Annotated in this window: 22 protein-coding genes and 1 pseudogene; 9 read left to right on the top strand and 14 right to left on the bottom strand. The window is 32.4% G+C overall.

Annotation, left to right across the window (positions count from 1 at the left end; genetic code table 11):
- Positions 1 to 11 precede the first annotated feature (11 nt).
- Together AC2D6V_RS07530 and AC2D6V_RS07525 are read right to left on the bottom strand one after the other, a co-directional pair.
- The gene (locus AC2D6V_RS07530; RefSeq protein ID WP_484647442.1) at positions 12 to 791 is read right to left on the bottom strand and encodes a LytR/AlgR family response regulator transcription factor; all 780 of its coding nucleotides are present in this window, start codon (positions 789 to 791) and stop codon (positions 12 to 14) included.
- 92 nt (positions 792 to 883) lie between these two features.
- Positions 884 to 1,987 carry a bestrophin family protein gene (locus tag AC2D6V_RS07525; protein WP_484647441.1) on the bottom strand — a complete coding sequence of 368 codons (1,104 nt, stop codon included), beginning with the start codon at positions 1,985 to 1,987 and terminating at the stop codon, positions 884 to 886.
- Positions 1,988 to 2,142: 155 nt separating this feature from the next.
- Between AC2D6V_RS07525 and AC2D6V_RS07520 the strand changes: the two genes are divergently transcribed.
- Positions 2,143 to 3,903: an aromatic amino acid hydroxylase gene (locus AC2D6V_RS07520; protein WP_484647440.1), complete on the top strand. Its 1,761-nt coding sequence runs from the start codon at positions 2,143 to 2,145 to the stop codon at positions 3,901 to 3,903.
- Here the strand turns inward: AC2D6V_RS07520 and AC2D6V_RS07515 are convergent.
- Positions 3,893 to 4,645: an enoyl-CoA hydratase/isomerase family protein gene (locus AC2D6V_RS07515; protein ID WP_484647439.1), complete on the bottom strand. Its 753-nt coding sequence runs from the start codon at positions 4,643 to 4,645 to the stop codon at positions 3,893 to 3,895. The genes AC2D6V_RS07520 and AC2D6V_RS07515 overlap by 11 nt on opposite strands.
- A gap of 112 nt (positions 4,646 to 4,757) precedes the next feature.
- On the opposite strand from AC2D6V_RS07515, the gene AC2D6V_RS07510 reads away from it, so the two are divergent.
- On the top strand, positions 4,758 to 5,063 hold the full coding sequence (locus AC2D6V_RS07510) for a rhodanese-like domain-containing protein (RefSeq protein WP_484647438.1): 306 nt from the start codon (positions 4,758 to 4,760) through the stop codon (positions 5,061 to 5,063).
- On the opposite strand, the gene AC2D6V_RS07505 is transcribed toward AC2D6V_RS07510, so the two are convergent.
- From AC2D6V_RS07505 to alaS, 6 genes are all read right to left on the bottom strand, one after another.
- Positions 5,058 to 5,672, bottom strand: a complete 615-nt coding sequence (locus AC2D6V_RS07505; protein ID WP_484647437.1) for a DUF4230 domain-containing protein — start codon at positions 5,670 to 5,672, stop codon at positions 5,058 to 5,060. The genes AC2D6V_RS07510 and AC2D6V_RS07505 overlap by 6 nt on opposite strands.
- Before the next feature lie 167 nt (positions 5,673 to 5,839).
- Positions 5,840 to 6,490, bottom strand: coding sequence for a response regulator (locus tag AC2D6V_RS07500; RefSeq protein WP_484647436.1), 651 nt, complete (start codon positions 6,488 to 6,490; stop codon positions 5,840 to 5,842).
- Between the two features lie 70 nt (positions 6,491 to 6,560).
- Positions 6,561 to 8,444 (bottom strand): tetratricopeptide repeat-containing sensor histidine kinase, encoded by a 1,884-nt coding sequence (locus AC2D6V_RS07495; protein WP_484647435.1) that lies wholly within the window; start codon positions 8,442 to 8,444, stop codon positions 6,561 to 6,563.
- Positions 8,445 to 9,050: 606 nt separating this feature from the next.
- Positions 9,051 to 10,892 carry an outer membrane protein assembly factor BamB family protein gene (locus tag AC2D6V_RS07490; RefSeq protein ID WP_484647434.1) on the bottom strand — a complete coding sequence of 614 codons (1,842 nt, stop codon included), beginning with the start codon at positions 10,890 to 10,892 and terminating at the stop codon, positions 9,051 to 9,053.
- A 156-nt stretch (positions 10,893 to 11,048) separates the two neighbouring features.
- A complete protein-coding gene (locus AC2D6V_RS07485; RefSeq protein WP_484647528.1) occupies positions 11,049 to 12,011 on the bottom strand; it encodes a GSCFA domain-containing protein in 963 nt (320 codons plus the stop codon).
- A 176-nt stretch (positions 12,012 to 12,187) separates the two neighbouring features.
- Entirely contained in the window at positions 12,188 to 14,803 is a 2,616-nt protein-coding gene (alaS, locus tag AC2D6V_RS07480; protein ID WP_484647433.1) for an alanine--tRNA ligase, read from the bottom strand.
- A 217-nt stretch (positions 14,804 to 15,020) separates the two neighbouring features.
- Between alaS and AC2D6V_RS07475 the strand changes: the two genes are divergently transcribed.
- The 5 genes from AC2D6V_RS07475 to AC2D6V_RS07455 all read left to right on the top strand — a co-directional run bounded on the left by AC2D6V_RS07475 (position 15,021) and on the right by AC2D6V_RS07455 (position 18,340).
- Complete coding sequence (locus AC2D6V_RS07475) at positions 15,021 to 15,992, top strand: M23 family metallopeptidase (protein WP_484647432.1); 972 nt, start codon at positions 15,021 to 15,023, stop codon at positions 15,990 to 15,992.
- The gene (locus tag AC2D6V_RS07470) at positions 15,992 to 16,321 is read left to right on the top strand and encodes a MerR family transcriptional regulator (RefSeq protein WP_484647431.1); all 330 of its coding nucleotides are present in this window, start codon (positions 15,992 to 15,994) and stop codon (positions 16,319 to 16,321) included. The genes AC2D6V_RS07475 and AC2D6V_RS07470 overlap by 1 nt, the downstream gene beginning before the upstream one ends.
- A gap of 127 nt (positions 16,322 to 16,448) precedes the next feature.
- Positions 16,449 to 17,045: a LemA family protein gene (locus AC2D6V_RS07465; protein WP_484647430.1), complete on the top strand. Its 597-nt coding sequence runs from the start codon at positions 16,449 to 16,451 to the stop codon at positions 17,043 to 17,045.
- A gap of 5 nt (positions 17,046 to 17,050) precedes the next feature.
- The gene (locus AC2D6V_RS07460) at positions 17,051 to 17,488 is read left to right on the top strand and encodes a TPM domain-containing protein (protein ID WP_484647429.1); all 438 of its coding nucleotides are present in this window, start codon (positions 17,051 to 17,053) and stop codon (positions 17,486 to 17,488) included.
- A gap of 6 nt (positions 17,489 to 17,494) precedes the next feature.
- On the top strand, positions 17,495 to 18,340 hold the full coding sequence (locus tag AC2D6V_RS07455) for a TPM domain-containing protein (RefSeq protein ID WP_484647428.1): 846 nt from the start codon (positions 17,495 to 17,497) through the stop codon (positions 18,338 to 18,340).
- A 15-nt stretch (positions 18,341 to 18,355) separates the two neighbouring features.
- Here AC2D6V_RS07455 and AC2D6V_RS07450 read toward each other — a convergent pair.
- Together AC2D6V_RS07450 and der are read right to left on the bottom strand one after the other, a co-directional pair.
- Positions 18,356 to 19,372, bottom strand: a pseudogene (locus AC2D6V_RS07450) (sugar kinase).
- An 86-nt stretch (positions 19,373 to 19,458) separates the two neighbouring features.
- Positions 19,459 to 20,763 (bottom strand): ribosome biogenesis GTPase Der, encoded by a 1,305-nt coding sequence (der, locus tag AC2D6V_RS07445; protein ID WP_484647427.1) that lies wholly within the window; start codon positions 20,761 to 20,763, stop codon positions 19,459 to 19,461.
- A gap of 171 nt (positions 20,764 to 20,934) precedes the next feature.
- Here der and AC2D6V_RS07440 point away from each other — a divergent pair, with 171 nt between their 5' ends.
- A complete protein-coding gene (locus AC2D6V_RS07440) occupies positions 20,935 to 21,429 on the top strand; it encodes a GTP-binding protein (protein ID WP_484647426.1) in 495 nt (164 codons plus the stop codon).
- Between the two features lie 63 nt (positions 21,430 to 21,492).
- Here AC2D6V_RS07440 and era read toward each other — a convergent pair whose 3' ends face one another.
- The 3 genes from era to AC2D6V_RS07425 form a co-directional block, all read right to left on the bottom strand.
- Positions 21,493 to 22,374 carry a GTPase Era gene (gene era, locus AC2D6V_RS07435; RefSeq protein ID WP_484647425.1) on the bottom strand — a complete coding sequence of 294 codons (882 nt, stop codon included), beginning with the start codon at positions 22,372 to 22,374 and terminating at the stop codon, positions 21,493 to 21,495.
- Positions 22,375 to 22,473: 99 nt separating this feature from the next.
- A complete protein-coding gene (gene bamJ, locus AC2D6V_RS07430; protein WP_484647424.1) occupies positions 22,474 to 23,199 on the bottom strand; it encodes a BamJ family beta-barrel-assembly machinery protein in 726 nt (241 codons plus the stop codon).
- Between the two features lie 84 nt (positions 23,200 to 23,283).
- Complete coding sequence (locus AC2D6V_RS07425; RefSeq protein WP_484647423.1) at positions 23,284 to 24,162, bottom strand: LysR substrate-binding domain-containing protein; 879 nt, start codon at positions 24,160 to 24,162, stop codon at positions 23,284 to 23,286.
- Between the two features lie 80 nt (positions 24,163 to 24,242).
- Between AC2D6V_RS07425 and hutH the strand changes: the two genes are divergently transcribed.
- The gene (gene hutH / locus AC2D6V_RS07420; RefSeq protein ID WP_484647422.1) at positions 24,243 to 25,736 is read left to right on the top strand and encodes a histidine ammonia-lyase; all 1,494 of its coding nucleotides are present in this window, start codon (positions 24,243 to 24,245) and stop codon (positions 25,734 to 25,736) included.
- Positions 25,737 to 25,739: the final 3 nt, after the last annotated feature.

Genomic DNA, 25,739 nt, shown 5'->3' with positions numbered 1-25,739 from the left:
GTGAAAATAACCTATTTGTGGTGAATACCCAATATCGCCTTTATACTTGTTACATATGATCTAGAAACAGGCACAGGTAATTTCGAATATGGCATATATAAATCCAATTTATGAGCATTCCCAACCACTTTGTTAATATTATTAATATTCACCATAAACGACCTATGGCACCTTATAACAGCGTATGGTTTAAGTTTATCTTCTAAACTTTTCATTGTAATTCTTAACAATTCTCTCTTCAGGGTTTCGTTTTCCAAATATTGAATAGCAACATAATTATCTTGAGCCTCAATAAATAATAATGATTTCTGAAAAACAGAAAGAATATCTTTTCCATTATTAGCTTCAAAATTTATTAAGACATTTTCGTCTGAGTTAAGCCTAGGTGATTCTAACAAATATTCATAATCCTCTTTCGTTTTTTTAAAATTGAAATAAAGAAAAATCATAGTCATTGGGATAAGAGCCGAAAACCCTATGTCTCTAATAAAACCTAAGAAACTTACCCAAGACCAATCATGGAAATTACCTAAAATATTATAAATTAAATATGTTGCCGCAGATAAAATAATGAGTTCTAAAAATATTCTTATTGCAAATATTAGACGCGTATTTAGGGTAAATAAATATGGGGCTATAGCAAATTCAAAAAATATTAATATCATAAAATTAGTAAGACCGAAAGCAGCGGCTCCTAACAAAAACTCAAATCGAATGGTATGCGTTGGGTCGTAGTTATTTACCCCAAAAGGCTGAAAAATTATGAGGAATAACGGAATATACAAACTCAAAAATATAATTAACTCCCATTTTTCCCTTTTCGTATGTAAAAGAAAGACTGGTTTAGTCAAATAGGATTTAATTTTTTGAATGGTATTTATCATTACATCACAATATCATTTTTCCATACATAAGGTTCGGGAATATCTGTATCATCAATTAGCTGTCTTATATCAATTTCAATTCCTCGACTCATATCTGTAATTGGTATGTCGTTTGGACCTCCCTCAAATGGGTTTTCAGTATTTTCTCCAATAGCCTCCATGGTATGGAATACCCAAGATATTAAAGCGCTAAATGGAATAGAAAACCAAACAAAATGCTTCGCAATAAACTCTTGAATCAAATGCCCTAAAGTAGTCTGCGATTCATGAACTGCTAAATCTTCAAGAATATGATAGCCAATAGATTCAAACCCTTCCATTATTCCGAAAGGTAAGAGAATAATGAAAATCCATACGAAAAGATAATTTAATGTAGCAAATTGCCTTGGATACGGAAAGTTTTTTATACGCTCACTTTTACCCTGAAGCGTGTAAAATTCAACCAGCATATTCGCCATTTCCATATGCCTAAAATCTTCAATTAACCCTTGATTCATTAACTCCTTTAATCGTTTAGATTGAATTCCCAAAATTTGAGATGCTTGATTCCCTTTAGCGAATAATTCATCATATTCTTCTTTGGAAATATAAGGTTTGATAGCTTCTTCAATTGGGATTTCATCTTCACAAACTCTAAATTTTGCGGCTCTAAATTCTATATAAGACCGCTTGGATTTAAGATGCATTTCCCATGGTTTGTCTTTTCGTAACTGGTAACGCAATGCTGTTAACCATGCTACATGACGATGCACTAATTCGCGATGTACTAAAGATAACTCGCTTTGAGAAAGCGTCTCTTTTGTATGGTCGTTATTAACAAAATCTTTCACCATAATAGTCCACGAACGCGAAGCATTGACAATACCACCCCAAATTTTTCGAGCTTCCCAGAGTCGATCATATGATGCGTTATTTTTAAAACTAACAACAAATGCAACTGCTGTCCCTAATACCCCTAAAGGCAACCAAGGCACATGCAACCATTTTAACCCCAAAACATCGAATAAAAAAACAGGAATTAATGCTAAAATTAGGAATAAAAAAATATGGCGCCGCGTCCATTTTAAGACTCCTAAAACTGGAAATATTCTTCTTGTATACATGTTTGGTTAGAAATTTTTAGTTTTATAAATATATGGAAATCTTTAAATAACGAACTATCTTTAAAATGTTACGATATTCATAATTATTTAGTTGAAATAATTCTTTTCCTTAAAGAATTCGTATTTTTACTTGTAGTTTATAAAGAAAAATAACAATGTCGGATAATTTTGAATCTAATGAAATATTAAGCAAGCTTCCTAAGCACTTAAGACAGTTTATAAAACCTCAAAACTACACTGATTATTCAGCCATAGACCAAGCTGTTTGGCGCTATGTGATGCGTAAAAATGTAGATTTTTTAAGTACTGTCGCTCATAAATCTTACCTAGATGGATTAAAACAAACAGGTATTTCAATAGATAGCATCCCTAATATGTATGGGATGAATCGTATTTTAAAAGATATTGGTTGGGCGGCAGTCGCGGTAGACGGTTTCATTCCTCCAAATGCTTTTATGGAATTTCAAGCTTATAATGTTTTGGTAATTGCTAGCGATATTCGACAATTAGAACATATTGAATACACTCCAGCGCCAGATATTATTCATGAGGGAGCAGGTCACGCTCCTATTATTGCAAATCCAGAATACGCCGAATATTTGAGACGATTTGGAGAAGTTGGTTGCAAAGCTATTTCATCGGCTAAAGATTACGAGTTGTATGAAGGTGTTAGGTATTTATCTATTATTAAGGAAGCTCCAAATTCTGATGAAGAGGCTATTGCCTTAGCAGAAAGAAAGGTAGAAGACCTACAACGCAATATGGGAGAACCTAGTGAAATGGCTCTTATAAGAAATCTACATTGGTGGACTGTTGAATATGGATTAATAGGCACTACCGAAAATCCAAAAATATATGGTGCAGGTCTGCTATCATCTATTGGGGAAAGTGCATGGTGTATGACCGATGAAGTAACAAAGTTACCTTATGACATAAATGCTACTTATAAAAATTTTGATATTACCAAACCGCAACCACAACTATTCGTAACACCCGATTTTGCGCGTTTAAGTCTTGTTTTAGAGGAATTTGCAAACACCATGGCTTTAAGAAGCGGTGGTATTTCTGGGGTTAGAAAACTTATTAATTCTAAAGCTTTAGGAACTATTGAATTGACTACTGGCTTGCAGATTTCTGGTATTTTTACAGATGTTATTGAAGATAAAGGTAAACCCATATATATTCAAGCTACTGGAAAAAGCGCTTTAGCTTATAGAGAAAAAGAATTAGTAGGTCATGGTGTTGAAACTCATTCTAGGGGTTTTGGTTCGCCTATTGGTAAATTAAAAGGTATTAACATTGCCATTGAAGATATGAGTCCACGTGACCTTGCTGCATATAATATCTATGAAGAAAAAACTATCACTCTTGAGTTTGATGGAAATATTAAAGTCTCTGGAGAAATTATAACTGGAAAACGAAATCTTCAAGGAAAAATAATTTTAATTAGTTTTAAAAACTGTACGGTAACACATAATGATGCTGTCTTATTTAAACCAGAATGGGGAACTTATGATATGGCTGTTGGAAAAGAAATTATTTCGGCATTTTCTGGACCTTCAGATTTAAATAGTTTTGATTTAATTACACATATACCATCGTCAAAAACCATCCACATAAAGAAATCTCAAGAACGAATAGAGCTAGAAAGCTTTTATCAACAGGTAAGAGATTATAGAGATGGCAAAAACAGAACTATTTCTAGAACAAAAGTGTTAGAACAACTAATAGAAAGACACCCCAAAGATTGGCTTTTACCTATAGAACTATACGAATTAGCATTTGAAGGAAATGAAACCATTTTGTGCGAACGTGTTTTACAACATTTAGAATCTATAAAACAAAATCGACCAGAAGTAGGACGATTAATAGATGATGGGTTATCGATTATTACAAAAAAGGGGGTTATTGGTTAAAACGCCTCAAGGTTTCCTTTGTAAATGCACTTAAAACTAACTTGCCACTAATTTTTGCACGTTCATCTAATATGGCATCCCAATTTTCTGTTCCCTGCCAGAAAATAGTTTTCATTTCTTTTAATGCTTCAGAGTTGTAGCTAACTAGTTTCTTGGCTAAGTCACTTACAGCATTATCCAAGGCTTCAATAGAATCGTAAACATTAGCATATAAACCTTTATCATTTGCAAATTCAGCTGAAAAAAAAGAATCTGCATCAATCGTCAATTGGGACATGGTTGTTTTTCCCATTTTTCTTGAAACCGCGGGTTCTATTACAAATGGCCCAATACCAATGCTTAATTCGCTTAGCTTAATAGACGCGTACTTAGTTGCTAAACAATAATCTGTGGCAGCAGCTAAACCAACACCTCCACCAACAGCTTTTCCTTGAACCCGTCCAATAATTAATTTTGGACATTTCCGCATGGTATTAATAAGATTTGCAAAACCTAAAAAAAACTGCTTCCCTACTTCTACACTATCAATACTTACTAGCTCTTTAAAACTTGCTCCTGCACAAAAGGTTCTATCACCTCCACTTTTAAGTACAATAATTTTAATATTATTATCATGGCCTGCCTTGACTATTGTTTCTTCCAATTTTTTAAGATTGTCTCCAGGCATTGCGTTATGATCTGGATGAAAAAACTCTATATACCCAATACTATTTTCAATTGTAAGTGTTACGTATGGCTCCATATTAACTTATTGTTACAAAAGTTGAATATACATAAAATTTTAATGAACCATAGTGCAACTTTTGTTACCAATGTTTTAAAATTATTTAAAGTAATTTGCTAAAAATTAGATTATGGGATTATTAGATTTATTATTTGGCAACAAAGACAACAAGATTAAAGATTTTCAATCAAGAGGTGCTGTCATTATTGATGTGCGCACAGTTAAGGAATATAACCAAGGTGCAATTCTTGATTCTAAAAACTTTCCGTTACAAAACATTAAGACTCAAATTAATGAGATTAAAAAGTATAACAAACCAGTAATAACTTGTTGCGTAAGTGGTATGCGCTCTGGTACTGCTGCTACTATTTTAAAAAATCATGGAATTGAAGCAATTAACGGAGGTGGCTGGATAAGTTTAAATAGTAAACTATAGCTTTAGTGTCTTTAAATCGTCTATCGTTTGCATGGAGTTTTCATGATATTTCAATGTCCATCCAAGTGAATTGGTTAAAATATAAAATTTAGCAAGTTCGCTAATTAATCTATTTTTTGCATTTGATTTTAAATCGGAAGCATCAATTTTCTTCATTAAAGAATTTTTTACAATATTTTTTATATCGTTATAATCTTTAGCTTCAAAAGGGTTTAAAAAATCTGATTGAATATCGTAATATTCCAAATCCGGATTAATTTTAATTTCTTCATCAGGGATACTTGTTATTGTCAGAGTTTTACTAGCTTCATCTATATGGTATTCAATTTTACTTAAATCATACCCAATGGAGACATCGGCATTAACGACTACTAAAGCCTTTTTTTCTGAAGTAAAAAAATCGCCGAAAATGTCTTTTGAATTTTTATAGTTAAAAACTTCGCTAAAATGACCTTCAGTAACAATAAGTTTTCCAACTTGCTCTATTTGCTTTTGAATGAGCATAGAACTTTCTTGAATCCGTACTTTATCTTCTCTTTCTTTATCACAATATTTGAATGTAAATAGTATAACTAAAGTAACAAGGACACCAAATAGAATTTTACGCATGCACTAATTTAGGTAATATTTAAAAACTAATAGCATGAATTTAGAGCAAAAAAAACATCAGTTTCCTTCGACATAAGAAGTCTAACTAATGTAATTCCCTTCATTAATAGCATGACAAATATATGTGATAAGTATATCAGTCATATTAAGTGTATGTTATTACAATATTATATTAAGTTGTTCTTTCTAGCCTTCTGTACTGCTTCTAGTTTGTTATGCACTTGTAATTTTTTATAGATATTTTCAATATGTTTTCTAATAGTGCCCACAGAAAGAAACAAGTTTTCGGCTATTAAATTATAACTAAGTCCTTTACTAAGTTGCTCTAAAACCTCAACTTCTCTTGGGGTTAATGCAATAGACTCTTGCTCTTCAATATTTTTAACCGCAAAAGGGTTTCTTAATAACTTTAAAGTTTTCATAGCAATTGAAGGTGTCATTGCTGCTCCTCCTTCTAAGGTTTCGTTAATGCCATTATAGAGGTCTTTTGGATTAACTTCTTTTAATAAGTAGCCGTCTGCTCCAGCTTTTATAGCATTAAATATGTTTTCGTCGTCATCGAAAACCGTAAGCATAATAATCTTGATTTGTGGATATTTTTGCTTGATAATTTCGGTAGCTTGTATACCATTTAAAGTAGGCATTTCTATATCCATTAATATAATATCGATATTATGATTGTCTTCAATTTTTTTAATTAATTCTTGACCGTTCATAGCAGAAAATTTCACATTTATATCTTCAAAAAATGACAATTTTTCTTTAACCGCAGCTATTAAAAAAGAATTATCGTCTGCTATGGCTATTTTTATATTCATGAACTCAATTTATAAATGTAAAAGTTATCATTTTATTACGATAAAACAATACTAATAACTTCGTATTCTATCAGCTTAAAGTAAGTATGATTTGTGTTCCTTTAGTTAAAACACTTTCAATTTTGATATGCGCATCAATTTCTTGTGCTCTTTTCTTCATGTTATTAAGTCCATTTCCATGTTCAATTTTATTCTCATCGAAACCTTTACCATTGTCCTTAATAACTATTTCAAGATTATTTTTCTTTTTTGAAATCTCAACAGATATAAGCTTGGCTTCAGCATATTTCATTGAATTATTTATGGCTTCTTGAACTATTCTATAAATATTCATCCCCTTTACAGAAGTGAACTCTATATCCTTCGAAATATCAGCATCAACTATAAACTTAAAATCTATACCGTTTGAATGAATATTCGCTTTTTTAACAAAATTGGAAATTCTACTTTGTAAATCATCAAGTGTAATATCGCTTTTATTCATTGCCCAAATGGTGTCTCTCAACTCATAAATAGTTTCTTTTGTAAAGGCACTAATGTGATATAATTTACTGGTGAGTTTCTGATTGGTAATTTTGAAACCATACTGTAAGTTTTCTATAGACGATATAATAAATGTAAGTTGTGCGCCTATATTATCATGAAGATCTCGAGAAATTCGTAACCTTTGCTCTTGAAGTCGGTTTTGAGTTTCTATTCTAACAAGCGCTTGTTTTAGTTCACTTTCCTTCTTTAGTTGCGAGTTTTTTAATCGCTGCTGATTGTAAACTAAATATGTTAATATACTTAGCAACACAATAGCCAATACTAAGCCTATAAGCTGGGTGTTTTTTTTATTTAAATCCAATTCTTTTTCAGCGATATCAGCCCTTTGAGAAAGAATTTGCCTTTCACGCTCTGCTGTATTATATTTCTCTTGTACCTCAGCCACTTCTGAAATAACTCGCTTGCTATAAATGGTATCCTTTAACGTTTTAAATAGTTCCTTATAATATATAACACTATCAGGATTATTTTTAAATGCATGATAAGATGCTAATTTATCGTAAGCGTCTATTTTAAGCTCATTAGCATCTATGTTTTCGGATAACTTTGCTCCAAAATACAAGTGATTTTTTGCTTTATTAAAGTCTCTTAAATTAAGGTATAAGCCTGCTAAATGAAGAGACGTACTAGCAATGCCATAGTTGTCTTCTAATTCTTTTCTTAGTTTTAAGGATTGAGATGTTAAATCAATGGCTTTTTCATATTGCTTTTGCCCTAACAAAATACTCCCATAGTTGTTGTATAAAGCAGCCAACTCTCTTTTATAATCCTGTCGTTCAGCCAATGCTATACTTTTTTTATAATATTCTATACTCCTAACAGTATCTTTAAGAAACAAATAAGCATTGGCAATATTATTATATGATCTTGTTAGTGGTAAATAATCTTTATTTCGTTCATTTACTTCAGCGATTTCTAAGTGTGTATTTAAAGCCTTTTCATATTGCTTTAAACCTTTATATATATTAGCAATATTATTTTTTATGAATGTCACATATCTTGAATGACTTTTATTCTCATAAATTTTTAAGGCTTTCGTAGCATAAAAAATGGCAGAATCCATTTTAAAAGTATTTTGATGCACTAATCCTATTTTATTATAAAGTGCAGCAATTCCCATGGTGTCTTTAAATTCAGATCTAATAGCTAAGGACTTCTTGTAATAGTCCATAGATTTGAGGTACTCTGCCAAATCATAATGAAGAATACCAATATCATTATATGCTTGAGCTTCACCTAACTTATTATTTGCCTCTTTGGATAATTGCAAAGTAAGATTGCCATAGGTGAAAGCAGAGTCGATAGATATATTTCTGTAATACCAGCATAAATCACTGTATGCATTTATTTTAATAGAGTCTGCTGGGTTTTTGGCTATTACATGTTTTAGGCTGTCAATTATTTTCAACTTGTTTTGAGAAAAACAGCACAAACTGAAAATAAAAAATAGGATTGAGAGAAAACCTTTGTGCATGAGAATAATTTAGATGGGTTTCTCAAATATAAGATTTTGAATTGAAAGTAGTTCTTTAGTTATTTTTAGTAAACGATAAATTATAGATTTGTTTAAATCATCAACTAATTTCAAGTTATTATTCATTATTTGGGACTTCTTTGTTTCTTTTACAAGCAGATTGCAAAGCGTTATTTCACTCAAGTAAATTTGATTTTTGTTTACAGCTATGGTATGAAATATTTTGAATATCAGTACTAAAAGTATAACCATAAACAAGCAAATAACCACACTAAAAGTGTCAAAGACAACCATAACAAATTTTTATTTACAAGTGATGAAAACGAGTTTAGTTCATATTATTCAAAAAAAAAAACATTAGCTCAAAACCACTTTCGTGAATTTTAGAACTAATGTTTTCTATATGAACTGATTAATAGCATACCTAAAGTACAATTTAAAGACAATTTAAATTGAATTTTTCGATAAAGTGTCAAGAAAAAAAGATTAAGCGCAATAAATAAATATCACGCCCAATCTAACAAATCTCAACAACAAGATTTATTTTTTAAGATCGTAAGTATAAATAGTATTATTGTTTGCTAAATAATATAAATACCCACCAAACTCGTCTACTTCATAGGTCGGTTTTTTATCTTTTAGAATAATTTCTTTTTCTGCTATACCTGAGTCTTTATTAACTTTTACCAAACCAACACCGTCGTCTAGCTTAGTTAAAATAAACTGTGCATTCTCGGTAGCCGCTGTAGCATTAAATCGCTTTGCCATTTCATTAAATGATGCTGTGGCTATAGCTGCATAAGCATCTGCCTCTCTTTTCTTTTGCGCACCATACTGATTATATTGCCCTATATAGTTCCTGTTGGCACCAGCTTGAAAACTTGCATCTGCCATTGCCGCTGTAGATGCTAAAGCTAAAGCACTTAAGGCTACAATAGCAAACGCGCTTTTACCTGGAGACCTGAAATATTCATGAAATTTTTCATTACCATCAAAACCAAGCATCATCATATTTTGATCTGAGGTTAACAACAAACCTCCTTCTCTTATCTCGAGACTGGTTGGGTTTTCCTTTTCATCGAAGTCATAAGTTGCCAAAGTACTAATATCTCCTTTGTTCTCGTCTATAGTAATCATTTCTTCACCTGTACTAATTAAGTATCTGGAATGCGCCTCGTCATAAACACTAGTTACTGCTTTGGCTCGCTTATATTTTATTGGTTTACTCCAAATGGACTCACCAGTATCTAAACTAACAATATTAGCGTCGCTATCTGTGATGTAAATCATCCCTTGCTTTGTTAAAGCCATGGTGTGAATATTTTCACCTGTTTTTAAAGGTTTTTTGAATAATGGCACACCTTCATAAGAAATTTTGTTGATACCACCTTCTCCAATGCCAAATAAGATCCCATCATCCATAATATAAAAATGCTGTACATACCCTTTTGTTTTAGGTGCTTTCTCCCATAAATCCTCTCCTGTACTAGCCGATAAAAAAGAAATATTACTTTGTGCTTTTGCTGATGCTAATTTTCCTAATCCTTTTTTTCCAGAATCTGCCACATCACTAACTATGGCGAGACCTTTTGGCGTTACTTCAAAATTAGAAACTACTCCTTTTAATTTTTTTCCTTCACCCCACATTTGAGCTCCTGAAGCACTTATTTTATGAATCATGTGGTTTTTTCCTTTGCCTTGAACCGCAAACATAGACTTACCATCGTTATCAGGAATAACATAAGCAACATTTTTTAAATCTACCACCCAACTTTCTGCTCCTGTATTCATATCTATTCTGTAAATTCCTTTGAAAGTTGGCAATATCACGCCGCCATCAATAATACTTGGTCTTCCCGTTAACGAATTAGTGCCTTTTAATTTAAAGAGTTTTACTTCATTACCGCTACTCATATCATAAATACCAACTGCTTGTGTATACTTTTCTTTAGCTGTGCGTTGCCCAGAAACAATTAATTTGTTTTCTGGCATAATTAGCGTTGGTCGCCCTGCTGCCTTCCATCCATTGGCCTTTGTATCAAATAGACGTTTTCCAGACACCACATCAATAACGCTTTGTTTAGCGGCAATTCCACCAAAACCTGCTTGTCCAACCATTACATATGGTGTATTTGGAACTATAAAAACTTCTTCTTCTTTAACTTTTCCGTAATCTTCAAAATTAAATACTAATCCATCCTGACCTGGTTTAATTCCTGCTAACCCTTTTCCATGCATAATTAGCATAACACCAGAAGTTGTAAGTGTCATTTTCTCGACTTTACCTTCAATATTATAGGTAAAATTAGGAGCTTCAGCTTTCTGTGCGTTTAACATTAGCGTACCTACTAATAGAAAAACAAATAGTTTTAAATTTCTCATTGTTGAATATTGTTATTGTTAATAGCTTCACAAAAATGTCAATTAATGAGGGTGAAATCAATACGATGAATTACGTATATTTTAAAAAATCAATGATTAATAGCAGCTGAAACAGCAATTAATACTGATAAAGCAGCATTTTTAAAAATGTAAACTTTATGAAAATTTAATATGAGGTAATTTTGAAGCCAATATTTGCTTTCTAGCTTCTAACTTTTGAAGAAATTGTTGATGCGCCTCAGAATTTTGATTAAATGGTTTATGCTGAAGTCCTTTTTGAATAAAATCAACATCGTGCATAATTTTTGAAACTTCTTCTGAAACCCAAACCTTTTTAAAGGTTTCCCAAATATAATTTATAGCTGTTTGGCTTGGATGAATCATATCTTCATTATAAAAACGATAATCGCGAAGTTCGTCCATCATGATTTCATAAGAAGGAAAATAATAAAGACCTTTCAATCTAGACTGAGGTCCGATAACGGAATGTATTGCAGAAATTAAATTTGCTTTGCTTTGCATGTTTTCAACAAAACCATCTTTTAAATGTCTTACAGGAGATACTGTAAAAATTACAGAAGCATTTGAATTTACACTTTCAATTAAATTAATTATATTTTTTAATGACTGATGAATTGTTTGAACTGATAATAATTCTTTATCAAATTGTTTCTGAGGAACTTTATGGCAATTGGCAACTATTTCATTCGAGTCTAAATTTCTATATACCCAAGCACTCCCTAAAGTAACAATTATATGGCTTGCATTATGAATTCGGGTATTTGTAAATTCAATTTGATCATTTAAACCATTTAATAAATCCTCCTTTGAAGGCCTACTTAGTTTTGAATGAGCATCAAAACAATGCCATTGTTCGTTAAGAAAAAAGACATCAGTTTTGCTATAAACTTTTTTGGAAATTGTATTTTCAATTAACTGTTCTACTGCTTTAGGATGAAATAGAATTCCAAAAGGATTTTGAAGATTTTGAAACTTGAAATACTTTAGTTTATTTCCTATATTTTCTGAAAAACAAGAACCTATTAAAATCACATTCGAATTATAATCTATTAGATTTATAGACTTTTTCTCTAATGGTATTTGAGTTTGAAGCTTCATCAAGTTCATTTCCTGTAACAATTTCATTTTTCCACAGACTAACTGTATATATAATAATACATTATCATGAAAAAGAATAAAAACGCCAAATATTTAACTTTAAAAAACAATTTTTTAAAATTTTATAAATGTGAGCTTAAAACATTTAATAAAATTTTAAATATTAAATAACACTTTTAAGTTAAATAATCCTTGGATTTTCTCAAAGCATCGTCAATCCCATCTGGGTTCTTACCTCCTGCGGTCGCAAAAAATGGCTGTCCCCCGCCGCCGCCTTGAATGTATTTCCCCAATTCTCTAACAACTTGCCCTGCATTTAGTCCTTTACTAGCAACAAGTTCTTTTGAAATATAGCATGCTAACAAAGCTTTTCCATCTTGCTCTGTTGCAAACAACAGGAACAAATTATCAAACTGACTTCCAATTTCAAAAGCAACGTCTTTTAGCCCACCAGCATCCAAATCGAGTTTTTTAGCTAAAAATTGAATCCCATTAATTTCAGTTAATTCATTTTTTAGCTCTCCCTTAATATTTTTGGCTTTATCTTTTAACAGAACTTCAATTTGCTTTTTAAGACTATTATTTTCCTCTTGCAAATTCTGTAACGCTTTAACGGGTTCTTTTGCATTATTGAGCAAGTCTTTCATTTCAAAATAAGCCCTATTGTTATCAAAATAGAAATCTTTTACAGCATCGTTAGTAATAGCTTCAATTCGCCTAATACCTGCTGCAACTGCACCTTCCGATACTATTTTGAAATGCCAAATATCAGCAGTATTTTTAACATGGGTACCTCCGCAAAGCTCAATTGATTTCCCAAACCGAATAGCTCTAACAGTATCTCCATATTTCTCACCAAACAAACTCATCGCTCCCTCCGCAATCGCCTCCTCTTTCGGAATATTTCTTTTTTCTTCTAATGGTAATTTCCCTTCAATTCTTCGATTTACAAAATTTTCGACATCTCGTAATTCTTCAACTGTCATTTTAGAAAAATGAGAAAAGTCGAAACGTAAATATTTAGAATGAACTGCACTCCCTTTCTGTTCAACATGTGTTCCTAAGACCTCCCTTAGTGCTTGATGCAACAAGTGAGTGGCAGTATGGTTACATTCTGTTCTATAACGTTGTTTGGCGTCAACAACGGCTTTAAAAGTTTCGCTTATATGCTCAGGTAAATTCTTTGTAAAATGAATAATAACGTTATTCTCTTTCTTAGTATCCAGAATATAAACCACATCGCCATGTGTGTCTTCAAGGTAACCTTTATCTCCAACTTGCCCGCCACCTTCAGGATAAAAAGGCGTTAAATTAAAAACTAACTGATACATATTGCCGTCTTTTTTTGAAGTGACTTTTCGATATCTAGTCAATTTCACATGAGCTTCTAAAGTATCGTAGCCAACAAATTTTTCTTCGGCATCATCTACTAAAATTGTCCAATCATCAGTAGACATTTGGCTAGCTGCACGGGAACGTGTTTTTTGTTTCTGCAACTCTTCATTAAAACCTTTTTCATCAAGGTTTAGCCCTTTTTCAGAAAGAATTAAAGCAGTTAAATCTATAGGGAATCCATAAGTATCATATAATTCAAAGGCTTTTTCACCAGAAACAGTATCGCCTTTTGTTTCACTAACAATTCTATTTAGCAACACTAAACCTTGATCCAATGTTCTTAAAAAAGATAGCTCTTCTTCTTTTATAACATTCTCAATAAGTTGTTTTTGTGCTTTTAATTCTGGGAAAGCATTTCCCATTCTTTTACACAAAACATCAACCAATCTATAAATAAATGGTTCTTTTTTATCAAGAAAAGTAAATCCATAACGTACTGCACGACGCAAAATTCTACGAATTACGTAACCTGCACCTGTATTACTTGGCAATTGTCCGTCTGCAATTGAAAATGCGACAGCACGCAAATGGTCTGAAATGACACGGATAGCGACATCCATCTTATCATCTTTACCGTAGTTTTTATTGGTAATGGTTTCAATTTCTCTAATTATGGGTGTAAAAACATCCGTATCGTAATTAGATTGAACATTCTGCAAAACCATACAAAGGCGCTCAAATCCCATTCCGGTATCTATATGTTTATTTGGCAAAGCTTCTAATGTTCCATTTGCTTTTCGGTTGTATTGCATGAATACCAAATTCCAAATCTCTACTACTTGAGGGTGGTCTTTATTTACCAATTCTTTACCCGATATTTTAGCTTTTTCTTCGGCAGAACGAATATCAACATGAATTTCACTACAAGGCCCACAAGGTCCTTGATCGCCCATTTCCCAAAAATTATCCTTTTTATCTCCCTTTAATATGCGGTCTTCAGAAATATGGGCTTTCCAAAAATTATAAGCTTCGGTATCCATATCAAGATTATCGGCATCATCACTCCCTTCAAATACTGTAACGTATAAAATATCCTTATCTATACCGTAAACTTCAGTTAATAATTCCCAAGCCCAAGCAATCGCCTCTTCTTTAAAGTAATCGCCAAAACTCCAATTACCAAGCATCTCAAACAAAGTGTGATGGTACGTATCGTAACCAACTTCTTCTAAATCGTTATGCTTTCCAGAAACCCGTAAACACTTTTGAGAATCTGCTATACGATTATTTTTAGGCTGTGCATTACCTAAAAAATACTCTTTAAAGGGTGCCATACCAGAATTTACAAACATCAAGGTAGGGTCATCCTTTAAAACCATAGGTGCCGATGGAACAATGCTATGTTTCTTGTCTTCAAAAAAACTTAAAAACTTGGATCGAATTTCTTGTGACTTCATTTATTTATCAAAAAACTTACTTCAATTATATAATTTATAACTGAAGTGATTTTATATTTTCTTTGTTAATCTATTTTAAAATTTAGAACTTACTACCCCTACAATTCATTTTTATGATTTAGTTTTGCTAAAAATATTTTGTAGGTTTGTTCGTTTGCATATAGCATGCAGTCTAAACTTGTCTAAATTTAGATGCAAAAATAGCATAAATTAGGTAATGAGTAAGGTAAAATATTATTACGATCCAGAATCGCTTTCTTATAGAAAAATTGAGCGCAAAAAAAGGACGACCTTAAAATATGCCTCAATGTTTATTATTGCCTCTGCCATGTTTGGTTTTGTCTTCGTTTTTATTTCGAGCCAATATATTGAATCTCCTAAAGAAAAAGCTTTAAAAAGAGAGTTGCAAAATATGCAGTTGCAATATAGTCTTCTGAATAAAAAAATGGAACATGCTGAAGCAGTACTATCAAATATTGAAGATAGAGACAATAACATTTATCGTGTTTATTTTGAAGCAAACCCAATACCAGAAGAGCAACGAAAAGCAGGATTTGGAGGAATTAATAGGTATAAAGATTTAGAAGGATATGACAATTCTAAATTAATTATAGAAAGCAGTAAACGCATAGATATTCTGCAAAAACAAATTGTTGTGCAATCGCGATCTTTAGATGAAATAGCTAAACTTGCCAAAGAAAAAGAAAAATTATTGGCTGCAATTCCTGCCATACAACCGGTAAACAATAAAGATTTATCTCGTATGGCTTCTGGTTATGGCATGCGATCGGATCCATTTACAAAAGCAAGAAAAATGCATTGGGGTATGGACTTTACAGCTCCTAGAGGCACCCCAGTTTATGCAACTGGCGACGGTGTTGTAAAACGTGCAGATGCTGGAGCAACAGGTTATGGCCGTCATATTAGAATAGATCATGGTTATGGCTATGTAAGTCTATATGCCCACTTATACAAATACAATGTCAAGAAAAACCAAAAAGTAAAACGGGGAGATTTAGTAGGATTTGTTGGTAGTACTGGTAGATCTCAAGCACCTCATTTACACTACGAAATTTTCAAAGATGGCACACGAATTAATCCTATAAACTTTTACTATGGAAGTTTAACAGCTGAAGAATTTGCTGTACTTTTGGAAAATGCTTCCTTAGAAAATCAATCTTTAGACTAATGTATATTGAATTACCAGAAAAACGATATTATGGCATAGGCGAAGTAGCTAAGGCATTTGGAGTTAATACTTCTTTAATTCGTTTTTGGGAAAAAGAATTCGATGTACTTAAACCAAAGAAAAACGCTAAAGGCAACCGTAAGTTTACACCAGAAGACATAAAAAATCTTAAATTTATTTATCATCTGGTAAAAGAAAGAGGCTTTACTCTTGAAGGCGCGAAAATTCATTTAAAAGAAGAGAAAAAGCAAGCATTAAGTAATTTTGAAATTATAAGTAAGCTTGAAGACGTGAAAACGCAGCTTATTAAAATTAAACAACATTTATAAAAGATTGATTTAAACCAATCTTTGCATATCGATTAAGTTTTTCTAAAAAACATTAAAATTCAAGTAACTTTTATCACTTTTTTGTGTCAAACAAATAACAATTAAAACATCTTAAAACTACTTTATCATGAAGAAATTTTTACCATGGATTATTATTGGAATAGTCGTAATAGGTCTTTATTCTTGGGGAAAAGGATTTAACAATAATGCTGTTTCACTTAATGAAAACGTAAGTGAAGCTTGGGGAAATGTGCAAACATCTTACCAGCGCAGAAATGATTTAATAGGCAACTTAGTAAATACCGTAAAAGGTGCTGCAGACTTTGAAAAGAGTACTCTTGAAGCTGTAATAAATGCTCGTGCCAAAGCGACTTCTATAAGCATAGATCCATCAAATGTTACCCCAGAACAATTATCACAATACAACCAAGTACAAGGTGGTTTAAGTGGTGCATTAAAAAGTTTATTGGTAACTGTCGAGCGCTATCCTGACTTAAAAGCCAATCAGAATTTCTTGAAACTTCAAGATGAATTAACCAGTACTGAAAACACAATACAAACTGCTAGGACGCGCTATAATGAAGCTATAAAACCTTATAACATTCATGTTAAAACCTTTCCCAATTCAATTATAGCTGGTATTCTTAATTTTGATGATAAACCATATTTTGATTCTGAAGCGGGCAGCGATAAACCTCTAGACGTAGAATTTGATTTCAACTAAAAATCATGTCTAAAATAGAAGATTTTCTTTCTGCTGAAGAAGAACAGGAAATTGTTGAAGCTATTCGAATAGCTGAAAAAAATACTTCTGGAGAAATTCGTGTTCATATTGAAAAAACATCAGAAATTGAAGCCTTTAATCGGGCTTTAGAAGTTTTTCATTATCTAAAAATGGATAATACTAAAGATGAAAATGGTGTTTTAATTTATGTCGCTGTAGAAGATAAAACATTCGTTATTTATGGAGACAAAGGCATTAATAGCGTTGTGCCTTCCAGTTTTTGGGATAGCACAAAAGACGTTATACAATTACACTTTAAAAAAGGTGATTATAAGCAAGGGTTGATTGACGGTGTTTTAAAAGCAGGTAAAGAAATGCAAAAGCATTTCCCTTGGCATCATGGTGATATTGATGAGCTTTCTAACGAGATTTCAAAAAAGTAACAAAGTATGCTGTATTCGAAATCTAACATACGAAACATCGAAAAAAGAAGAAGCTGTATCATTACATTCTTAATTGGGCTTTTCTCCATTAGTCTTGCATTTGCACAATATAATATTCCTGGCAAACCCAATTTCATTCCACCCGTTATTGATAGTACTAAGACTCTCAACAGTATTGAATACAAATCGCTTTATGAAAAATTAAAACATTATAACGATAGTACATCTACTGAAATATTAATTGTAATCATCCCAACCACTAAAGGAGAAAACATTGGGTTATTAGCTCCACGTTGGGGACATAAATGGGGGATTGGACAGGCTAAAGAAGATAACGGAGTTTTTGTTTTACTAGCTAAAAACGATCGTAAAATATGGATTTCTCCAGGTTATGGTGTGGAACATAAACTTACTGCTGGTACTACAGGAGAATTAATTCGTAATATTATTATCCCAGAGTTTAAGCGCAACGATTATTATAGTGGTTTGGATAAAGGTACCGATGCCATTTTTCAAGTTTTAAGTGGTGAATATCAAAACACTGAAGAGCAAAATAAAAACCAATTCCCAATTGGTCTTTTGATTATGCTAATTTTTATTTTCATCATTATTATAATTTCAATTTCTAAAAACAGCCGTGGTGGTGGAAAAAATAATGGAAACAGGGGTAAAAAATTAGATAGCAGAGATTTACTAGACGCGATTATTCTTAGTAACATGGGACGTGGTAATTACAGAAGAGGTTCATCTAGTGGATGGGGTAGCTCCGGTGGTAGTGGAGGATTCGGAGGATTCGGCGGATTCGGCGGCGGCGGCGGTTTCTCTGGTGGTGGTGCTGGCGGGAGCTGGTAACTTACTTGTCCTATATTAACGATTAAAACGTCCAGATATATTACCTTCTACAATAGGCATTACCTCATCAATAGTAGCGTAATTAACGTCACCCACGTAGGTGTGCTTTAGAGCGCATGCTGCACTTGCGAATTTCATAGCTTTAGTATCTTTAGTATCATCACTAAAATGCTGCAATCCATAAATTAAACCTGCAGCAAAGGCGTCGCCAGTACCAATACGATCCACTATATGTGTAATATCAAAATCTTCAGTTTCGTAAAACTTCTTACCGTTCCACATTCTAGCTCGAATTTTATGCCAAGATGAATTTATAGAGGTTCTTATTTTATCGAAAACTTTAACTATGGAAGGAAATTTTTCAATCAGCATTTTACTAGCTTCAATAAACTCATCATTACTATAACCAAAATTGGTTTCTAAAACCTCATTCATTTCATTTATACCACCAATAAAAATGGTGGAACAATGCAATAGTTCTGTCAATGCTTCTTTTGGGTCTAACCCATAATTCCACAAACCGCTTCTATATGTAGGGTCTGCAGAAACACACCAACCTTTCTTTTTTGCCAACATCAAACCTTCCTTTTATGTTTCAAAACTACCTTTGGTTAAAGCAGGTGTTATTCCGGTCCAATGAAACCAACTACCATTTTCTAAAGACTTCTCCCAGTTAACCATACTAGGTTTAATTTCAGAAAATGCTGAATGTGATCGATTATAAGAAATACAACTAGGGCGCATTACTGCACCAACTTCTAAAAAATAAACACCTAATGGTCTATTAGACCTTACTATGGCTGTAGTATCTAAATCGAATTTATTTAGGTAAGCCATAGCTGTATTACCAATAAAATCATTTGAAATGCATGTAATATGCTTTACACTTCCACCAAAATTAGCTATAGAAATACCTACATTTAATTCTGTGCCTCCAAAATAAAATTCTACTGTATTAGATTGAATAAATTTTCGATTCCCTCGAGGTGAAATTCGCATAAGAACCTCTCCAAAGGTTATTGTTTGCCCCATTTTATTATTTTATTGATTTTAAAAATAACCAATAAACATGAGAAATAAACGAAAATTAAAAAAATGATTTGATTTTTATTTAAAGCCTACTTTTTCCGCATGTAAACACTAATTGGCACACCATTAAATCCAAAATTCTCGCGCAATTTATTTTCTAAAAAACGCTTGTACGGTTCTTTTACATATTGCGGAAGATTACAGAAAAATGCAAACTGCGGTTGTGGTGTAGGCAATTGCATAATATATTTAATTTTAACAAACTTTGCCTTGTAAGCCGGTGGTGGATAGTTTTCTATTATAGGTAACAGGACATCATTAAGTTGGCTTGTTTTAATTTTTTTAGAACGATTTTTATAAACCTCAACAGCAGTTTCTATTGCTTTAAAAATACGTTGCTTGGTTAAAGCTGAAATAAAAACAATAGGAACATCTGTAAAAGGTTCCATTTGTTGTCTTATAACTCTTTCAAATTCTTTAACAGATTTATGGTCTTTCTCTACTAAATCCCATTTATTAACCAATATCACAATGCCCTTTCTATTTCGTTCTGCAAGCCAAAAAATATTTTGAACTTGCCCATCAAAACCTCGAGTGGCATCTAAAACAACCAAACAAACATCGGCATGTTCAATAGCTCTAACACTTCGCATTACGGAATAGAACTCTAAATCTTCTTTTACTTTAGATTTTCTTCTAATTCCAGCGGTGTCAACTAAGTTGAATTCAAACCCGAAGCGGTTGTATTTTGTGTCAATTGAATCACGAGTTGTTCCAGCAATATCAGTTACAATATATCTATCTTCACCAATAAGGGCATTTATAAACGAAGATTTTCCCGCGTTTGGACGACCAACAACAGCAAATCTTGGTAACTCTTCTTCTACAACCTCTTCTTTCTCAGGTAATGCTTCAACCAATGCGTCTAATAACTCACCCGTTCCACTTCCATTAATACTAGCAACCGTATAATAATCTCCTAACCCTAACGAATAAAACTCTACAGCATCTTCAGCACGCTTTCCATTATCAACTTTATTTACAACAAGAAACACAGGCTTACTAACCTTACGAAGTAGTTTAGCAACATCTTCATCCATTCCTGTTACACCAGACTCCACATCGACCATAAAAATAATAGCATCGGCTTCATCAATAGCTAATTCTACTTGTTTATCAATTTCTGCTTCAAAAACATCATCACTTCCTTTCACATAACCACCGGTGTCAATTAAAGAAAACTCTTTTCCGTTCCAATCACTTTTACCATAATGACGATCTCTTGTAACTCCGCTTACGGCATCAACAATAGCTTCTCTTCGTTGAATTAAACGATTAAAAAACGTCGATTTTCCAACATTTGGTCTTCCTACAATAGCAACTATGTTACTCATAATGTCTTAATTATCTAGAACAGCCTAGGACTGATTGATTTAATTTTTTGATTTTCAAATATTTTGCAAAAATAGGAAATATCCCCACGTAAAACTCTTTTTAAGTAAAGATTGATAAAGTTTAAAATATGAATAAAAAATGGTAATTTAATTGACGTAAAAATTTGCTTAATGACAAGTACAAATGACATTGTTTTAAGACCGCGTTTCAAGATTGAATTAAATACTAATAACGAAACCATATTGAGTCAATTTGAGTCTCAAAAAAAAACACAAAAAGATTTTATAGTAACTAGAGTAGATAATCACGTTTTTATAAAATACCCAAAAGAAAAACAACATTTTTGGTCGCCTCAATTACATTTAGAAATTGATAAGGTCGATGACAATAAAAGCTTGCTTCATGGATTGTTTGGACCAAATCCAACTGTGTGGACTATGTTTATGTTCTTGCACTTTATGGTGGCTGGTTTTTTTATAGCATTTGGGATTTGGGCCTATACAAATTGGTCGCTCAAAACAGATTATGCGATACAACTTAGTTTAACTTTTTTAATGATTTTAATTTGGTTTGTGCTATATTTTGCAGGTAGGATAGGTCGCGATACTAGTAAAAAGGATATGTTTGCTTTAAGAGATTTTATGAATACAATAATAAAAAATTAAGTCAATATTCTAAAGTTTCAAATATTCAGATTCCTCTACTGCCCTTTTTATTTCTAGAATTTACTATTGATTGTAACCAAAACGCTTCAGCTGATACTGATTACTGCGCCAATTCTTATTTACTTTGACATATAGTTCTAAGTGAATCTGTTTTCCGAAGAATTTCTCTAAATCTTTTCTAGCCTCGACACCTACACGTTTAAGTGCGCTTCCTTTATGACCTATAATAATACCTTTCTGTGTTTCTCGCTCTACCATGATTACAGATCGAACCCTAATAATTTTTTCTTCTTCGAAAAACTCTTCGGTATCTATTTCAACAGCATAAGGTATTTCCTTTTTGTAGTGAATTAATATTTTTTCACGAATGGTTTCGTTGATAAAAAATCGTTCTGGTTTATCCGTTAGCTGGTCTTTAGGATAAAATGGCGGTGATTCTGGAAGCAGTTCTATAATACGATTAAAAACCTCTTTAACATTAAACCCCTGAAGTGCAGAAACAGGAAAAATTTCTGCATTTGGAACTTTACTCGCCCAAAGTTGCACTTGACCTTCCAATTGTTCTTGATTAGACGTATCTATTTTATTAAGAAGTAACAGGACTGGAATTTTTGAATTGGTTATTTTATTAAAAAATGCTTCATCTTTTAATGTCTGTTCACCAATTTCAACCATATAAATTAAAACGTCGGCATCTTCGAAGGCAGATTTAACAAAGCCCATCATGGATTCTTGAAGCTCATAAGCTGGTTTAATAATTCCAGGTGTATCACTAAGAACCACTTGAAAATCATCTCCGTTTACAATGCCCAAAATTCTGTGGCGCGTCGTTTGTGCTTTAGAAGTAATAATTGACAACTTTTCACCTACAAAAGCATTCATCAAAGTGGACTTACCAACATTTGGATTACCAATAATATTTACAAAACCTGCTTTGTGACTCATATTCTCTTTCCTTTAAGTTGCAAAGTTACAACCTTTTTAAAGTAAAAAAGCAGGAAGTTAAACTTCCTGCTTTCATTTGTTATAAATAAAATAACTTAATTATTCTACTATCTCTAAAAGTTCAACTTCAAAAACTAAAGCATCAAATGGTTTAATTTTACCACCTCTTGGAGTAGCACCATAAGCTAAATCTTGAGGTATGAAGAATTTGTATTTAGACCCAACTTTCATAAGTTGCAGACCTTCTGTCCATCCTTTTATTACTTGTCCTACACCAAATGTAGAAGGTTCCCCTCTGTCTACAGAACTATCAAATACAGTTCCATCAATTAAAGTTCCATGATAATGCACTTTAACTTTCGATTCAGCAGTTGGCAATTCACCTTCACCTTCTTTTAATACAAGATATTGAAGTCCACTAGCTGTTGTTTGTACTCCTTCTTTAGACTTATTTTCTTCTAAAAAGTTTTCACTAGCTAATTTTCCCTCTGCATTATCTGCTTCAGCTTTTTTTGCAGCAGCTTCACGTTGCTTTTCTTGAATTTTTGCACGATTCTTCTTAAAATAAGCTTGAACAAGCCCTTGAGCGGCAGTTTTATCGATTAAAACATCGGCAGAATCAATAGTATTCAAATAACCTTCCAAGAATAAATCGTTATTTATTTCATCAAAACTCATTTGTACATTTCTTCCAACATCCATTCCAATAGCATAACTAACAGAATCAATCTCTGTCTTTAATGCATCCTTAGTTACTGCTTTTTTATTGCACGACACAAAAATCGTAGCAACTAGCACAATACTTAATAATTTAATTGCTTTCATTCTTTATAGTTTATTTTTTAATGATGCCAAAAGTAGGGAATTTTAGTCCAGAATAAAAGCAAGTTAACAACCTATTTTGTTGTCTTATATATGTTTTAAGAATTCTTTTAACATAGGATTTCTATTTTCTTGATTCCATACAGCTGACAAAGTTGTTTTTTGAGTAATCTTTTTTAATTCTATGAATTTAACACCTTCTTGGTTACTAGATTGCAATGACTTTGGAACAATTGATATTCCAAAATTATTTTCCACAAGCTTAAAAATAGAACCCGCGTGAATTGTATTATGTGTTATAATAGGCGCAAATCCAGCATCATCAAATATTTGCATGACCTTCTCGTAATAACTGGAACTATAATTAGGATCGAATAATATAAAAGAATTTTCTTTAAGCTGATTTAAACTTTCAAAATTACTAGAACTAACTTTATGATTCTTTGGCAAAACCAGACAAAAATTCTCCGTTAATATGGTTTTCATATTAATTCCTTTAGGAACTCTATCCAACCGAACAAAACCAATATCAATATCTTCTAATAATAAATTTTCTATTTGTCTTTGGTTATCCATTTCCTTTAAACCAAATAAAGCCTCTGGATTTTCTTTTTGAAATTTAAGCAAGGAATTTGGTATAATTTCTTGCATTGCAGATCCTACATATCCAAATTTTAGGTCTCCAACTATACCATTATTTAAAAGTTTAGCATGATTTAAAATTTGTGTCAAACTTTTTAAGTTTCTAGCTATTTCTGTTTTTAAATACAAACCAACTTTTGTCAATTTTACTTTTCTACTATGACGTTCAAATAATTGAACCCCTAAATCATTCTCCATTTGTTTAATTTGTCGACTAAGTCCGGGTTGGGATATAAAGAGCTTCTCAGCAGCCTTTCTAAAGTGCAAATCTTCGGCAACCGCCAAAAAATATCGAAGATGTCTTAATTCTATTTGATAACTCATAGTAATTGATTATTGATAATAATAGTCTTATTATGAATCAAAAATACAGATAACTTTGTTAAGTTCAAACTAAAAAACTTATGGTCTTTAAATACGGAATTGATATACTCACTTCAGACAAAGTAATGGCTATTGCAAAGGATGAAATACAAGCCCTAATTACTCAAGAAACAGCAGACAAGGTAAATGCTTGTAGAAAGAAAGTTGAGACTATGGCCAGTTCTAACAAAGCTATATATGGCATAAATACTGGTTTTGGGCCGTTGTGCGATGTACAAATAACACCATATGAAACTAACAAACTTCAAGAGAATTTATTAATTACCCATGCTGTTGGTGTTGGGAACGCGATTGATAAGCAACTTTCTAAAATCATGATGATTTGTAAAGTGCATGCTTTGTGTCAAGGTTTTTCTGGCGTGCGTTTGGAATTGATAGAACGCATTCTATATTTTATAGAAAATGATTTATTACCTGTTGTACCAGAACAGGGTTCGGTTGGTGCATCTGGTGATTTGGCACCATTATCCCATCTGTTTTTACCATTGTTAGGAGAAGGTGAGTTTTGGATAAATAATACTATTCATCCTGCGAAAAAAGTATTAATAGATTATAATTTAAACCCTATGCAACTTCAAGCTAAAGAAGGTTTAGGTTTAATAAATGGTACGCAATTCATTCTAGCCCATGCCATTCTTGGTTTAAATAAAATGAAATACCTGCTTAATTTAGCTGATGTTGCTGGTGCCATGAGCATTGAAGGTTATAAAGGCAGTGCTTCGCCATTTAAGAAAGCGCTTCACACCATAAGACCATTTAAAGGGAATTTGAAGGTCGCTAAACGAATGCGCATGTTATTTAAAGATTCTGAAAACATTATGTCTCATGAAGATTGTGAACGTGTACAAGATCCATACTCTATGCGATGTATCCCACAAGTACATGGCGCATCGAGAAACGCATACTATCACTTAAAAGAATTAGCCGAAATAGAAATGAATTCTGTTACCGATAACCCCATTGTTTTAAGTGATACAGAAGCTATTTCGGGAGGTAACTTTCACGGTCAACCATTAGCTATGGCCTTGGATTATGCATCTATAGCCGCATCAGAACTTGGAAATATTTCAGATAGACGTTGTTATTTATTAATCGAAGGCAAATATGGCTTACCTCGTTTACTAACCACTGGAGGTGGACTAAACTCAGGTTTTATGATTCCACAATACACTACAGCGGCTTTAGTAACCGAAAATAAATCCTTATGTTTTCCGCCTTCAGCCGATAGTATCCCTACATCACTAGGGCAAGAAGATCATGTATCGATGGGAAGTATTTCGAGTCGGAAATTTAATCAGATCCTAGAAAACATTGAAAAAATTCTAGCTATAGAACTTATGTATGCTGCCCAAGCGATGGAATTTAGAAGACCAAACAAATTTTCAGAAATATTAGAAGAAAATCACAAAATAATACGGAACAAAGTCAAAAAATTAGAAGACGACAGGCTTTTGAAAGATGACATATATGAAATGATTAGCCTTGTAAAAACACAATCTATTATCGTTCAATAAAAA

The organism is Algibacter sp. YIN40, assembly GCF_057219435.1.
Note: the sequence above shows the minus strand (reverse complement) of the source record. Positions and strands in the feature narration are given on the sequence as shown.

Bases quoted from the DNA above. Each gene is read 5' to 3' on its own strand.
- hutH (WP_484647422.1), top strand. From the start codon at position 24,243: ATGGTCTTTAAATACGGAATTGATATACTCACTTCAGACAAAGTAATG.
- AC2D6V_RS07490 (WP_484647434.1), bottom strand. From the start codon at position 10,892: ATGAGAAATTTAAAACTATTTGTTTTTCTATTAGTAGGTACGCTAATG.
- der (WP_484647427.1), bottom strand. From the start codon at position 20,763: ATGAGTAACATAGTTGCTATTGTAGGAAGACCAAATGTTGGAAAATCG.
- AC2D6V_RS07520 (WP_484647440.1), top strand. From the start codon at position 2,143: ATGTCGGATAATTTTGAATCTAATGAAATATTAAGCAAGCTTCCTAAG.
- AC2D6V_RS07460 (WP_484647429.1), top strand. From the start codon at position 17,051: ATGTCTAAAATAGAAGATTTTCTTTCTGCTGAAGAAGAACAGGAAATT.
- AC2D6V_RS07505 (WP_484647437.1), bottom strand. From the start codon at position 5,672: ATGCGTAAAATTCTATTTGGTGTCCTTGTTACTTTAGTTATACTATTT.
- era (WP_484647425.1), bottom strand. From the start codon at position 22,374: ATGAGTCACAAAGCAGGTTTTGTAAATATTATTGGTAATCCAAATGTT.
- AC2D6V_RS07515 (WP_484647439.1), bottom strand. From the start codon at position 4,645: ATGGAGCCATACGTAACACTTACAATTGAAAATAGTATTGGGTATATA.
- AC2D6V_RS07525 (WP_484647441.1), bottom strand. From the start codon at position 1,987: ATGTATACAAGAAGAATATTTCCAGTTTTAGGAGTCTTAAAATGGACG.
- AC2D6V_RS07475 (WP_484647432.1), top strand. From the start codon at position 15,021: ATGAGTAAGGTAAAATATTATTACGATCCAGAATCGCTTTCTTATAGA.
- AC2D6V_RS07485 (WP_484647528.1), bottom strand. From the start codon at position 12,011: ATGAAGCTTCAAACTCAAATACCATTAGAGAAAAAGTCTATAAATCTA.
- AC2D6V_RS07425 (WP_484647423.1), bottom strand. From the start codon at position 24,162: ATGAGTTATCAAATAGAATTAAGACATCTTCGATATTTTTTGGCGGTT.
- alaS (WP_484647433.1), bottom strand. From the start codon at position 14,803: ATGAAGTCACAAGAAATTCGATCCAAGTTTTTAAGTTTTTTTGAAGAC.
- AC2D6V_RS07440 (WP_484647426.1), top strand. From the start codon at position 20,935: ATGACAAGTACAAATGACATTGTTTTAAGACCGCGTTTCAAGATTGAA.
- AC2D6V_RS07465 (WP_484647430.1), top strand. From the start codon at position 16,449: ATGAAGAAATTTTTACCATGGATTATTATTGGAATAGTCGTAATAGGT.
- bamJ (WP_484647424.1), bottom strand. From the start codon at position 23,199: ATGAAAGCAATTAAATTATTAAGTATTGTGCTAGTTGCTACGATTTTT.
- AC2D6V_RS07455 (WP_484647428.1), top strand. From the start codon at position 17,495: ATGCTGTATTCGAAATCTAACATACGAAACATCGAAAAAAGAAGAAGC.
- AC2D6V_RS07470 (WP_484647431.1), top strand. From the start codon at position 15,992: ATGTATATTGAATTACCAGAAAAACGATATTATGGCATAGGCGAAGTA.
- AC2D6V_RS07510 (WP_484647438.1), top strand. From the start codon at position 4,758: ATGGGATTATTAGATTTATTATTTGGCAACAAAGACAACAAGATTAAA.
- AC2D6V_RS07500 (WP_484647436.1), bottom strand. From the start codon at position 6,490: ATGAATATAAAAATAGCCATAGCAGACGATAATTCTTTTTTAATAGCT.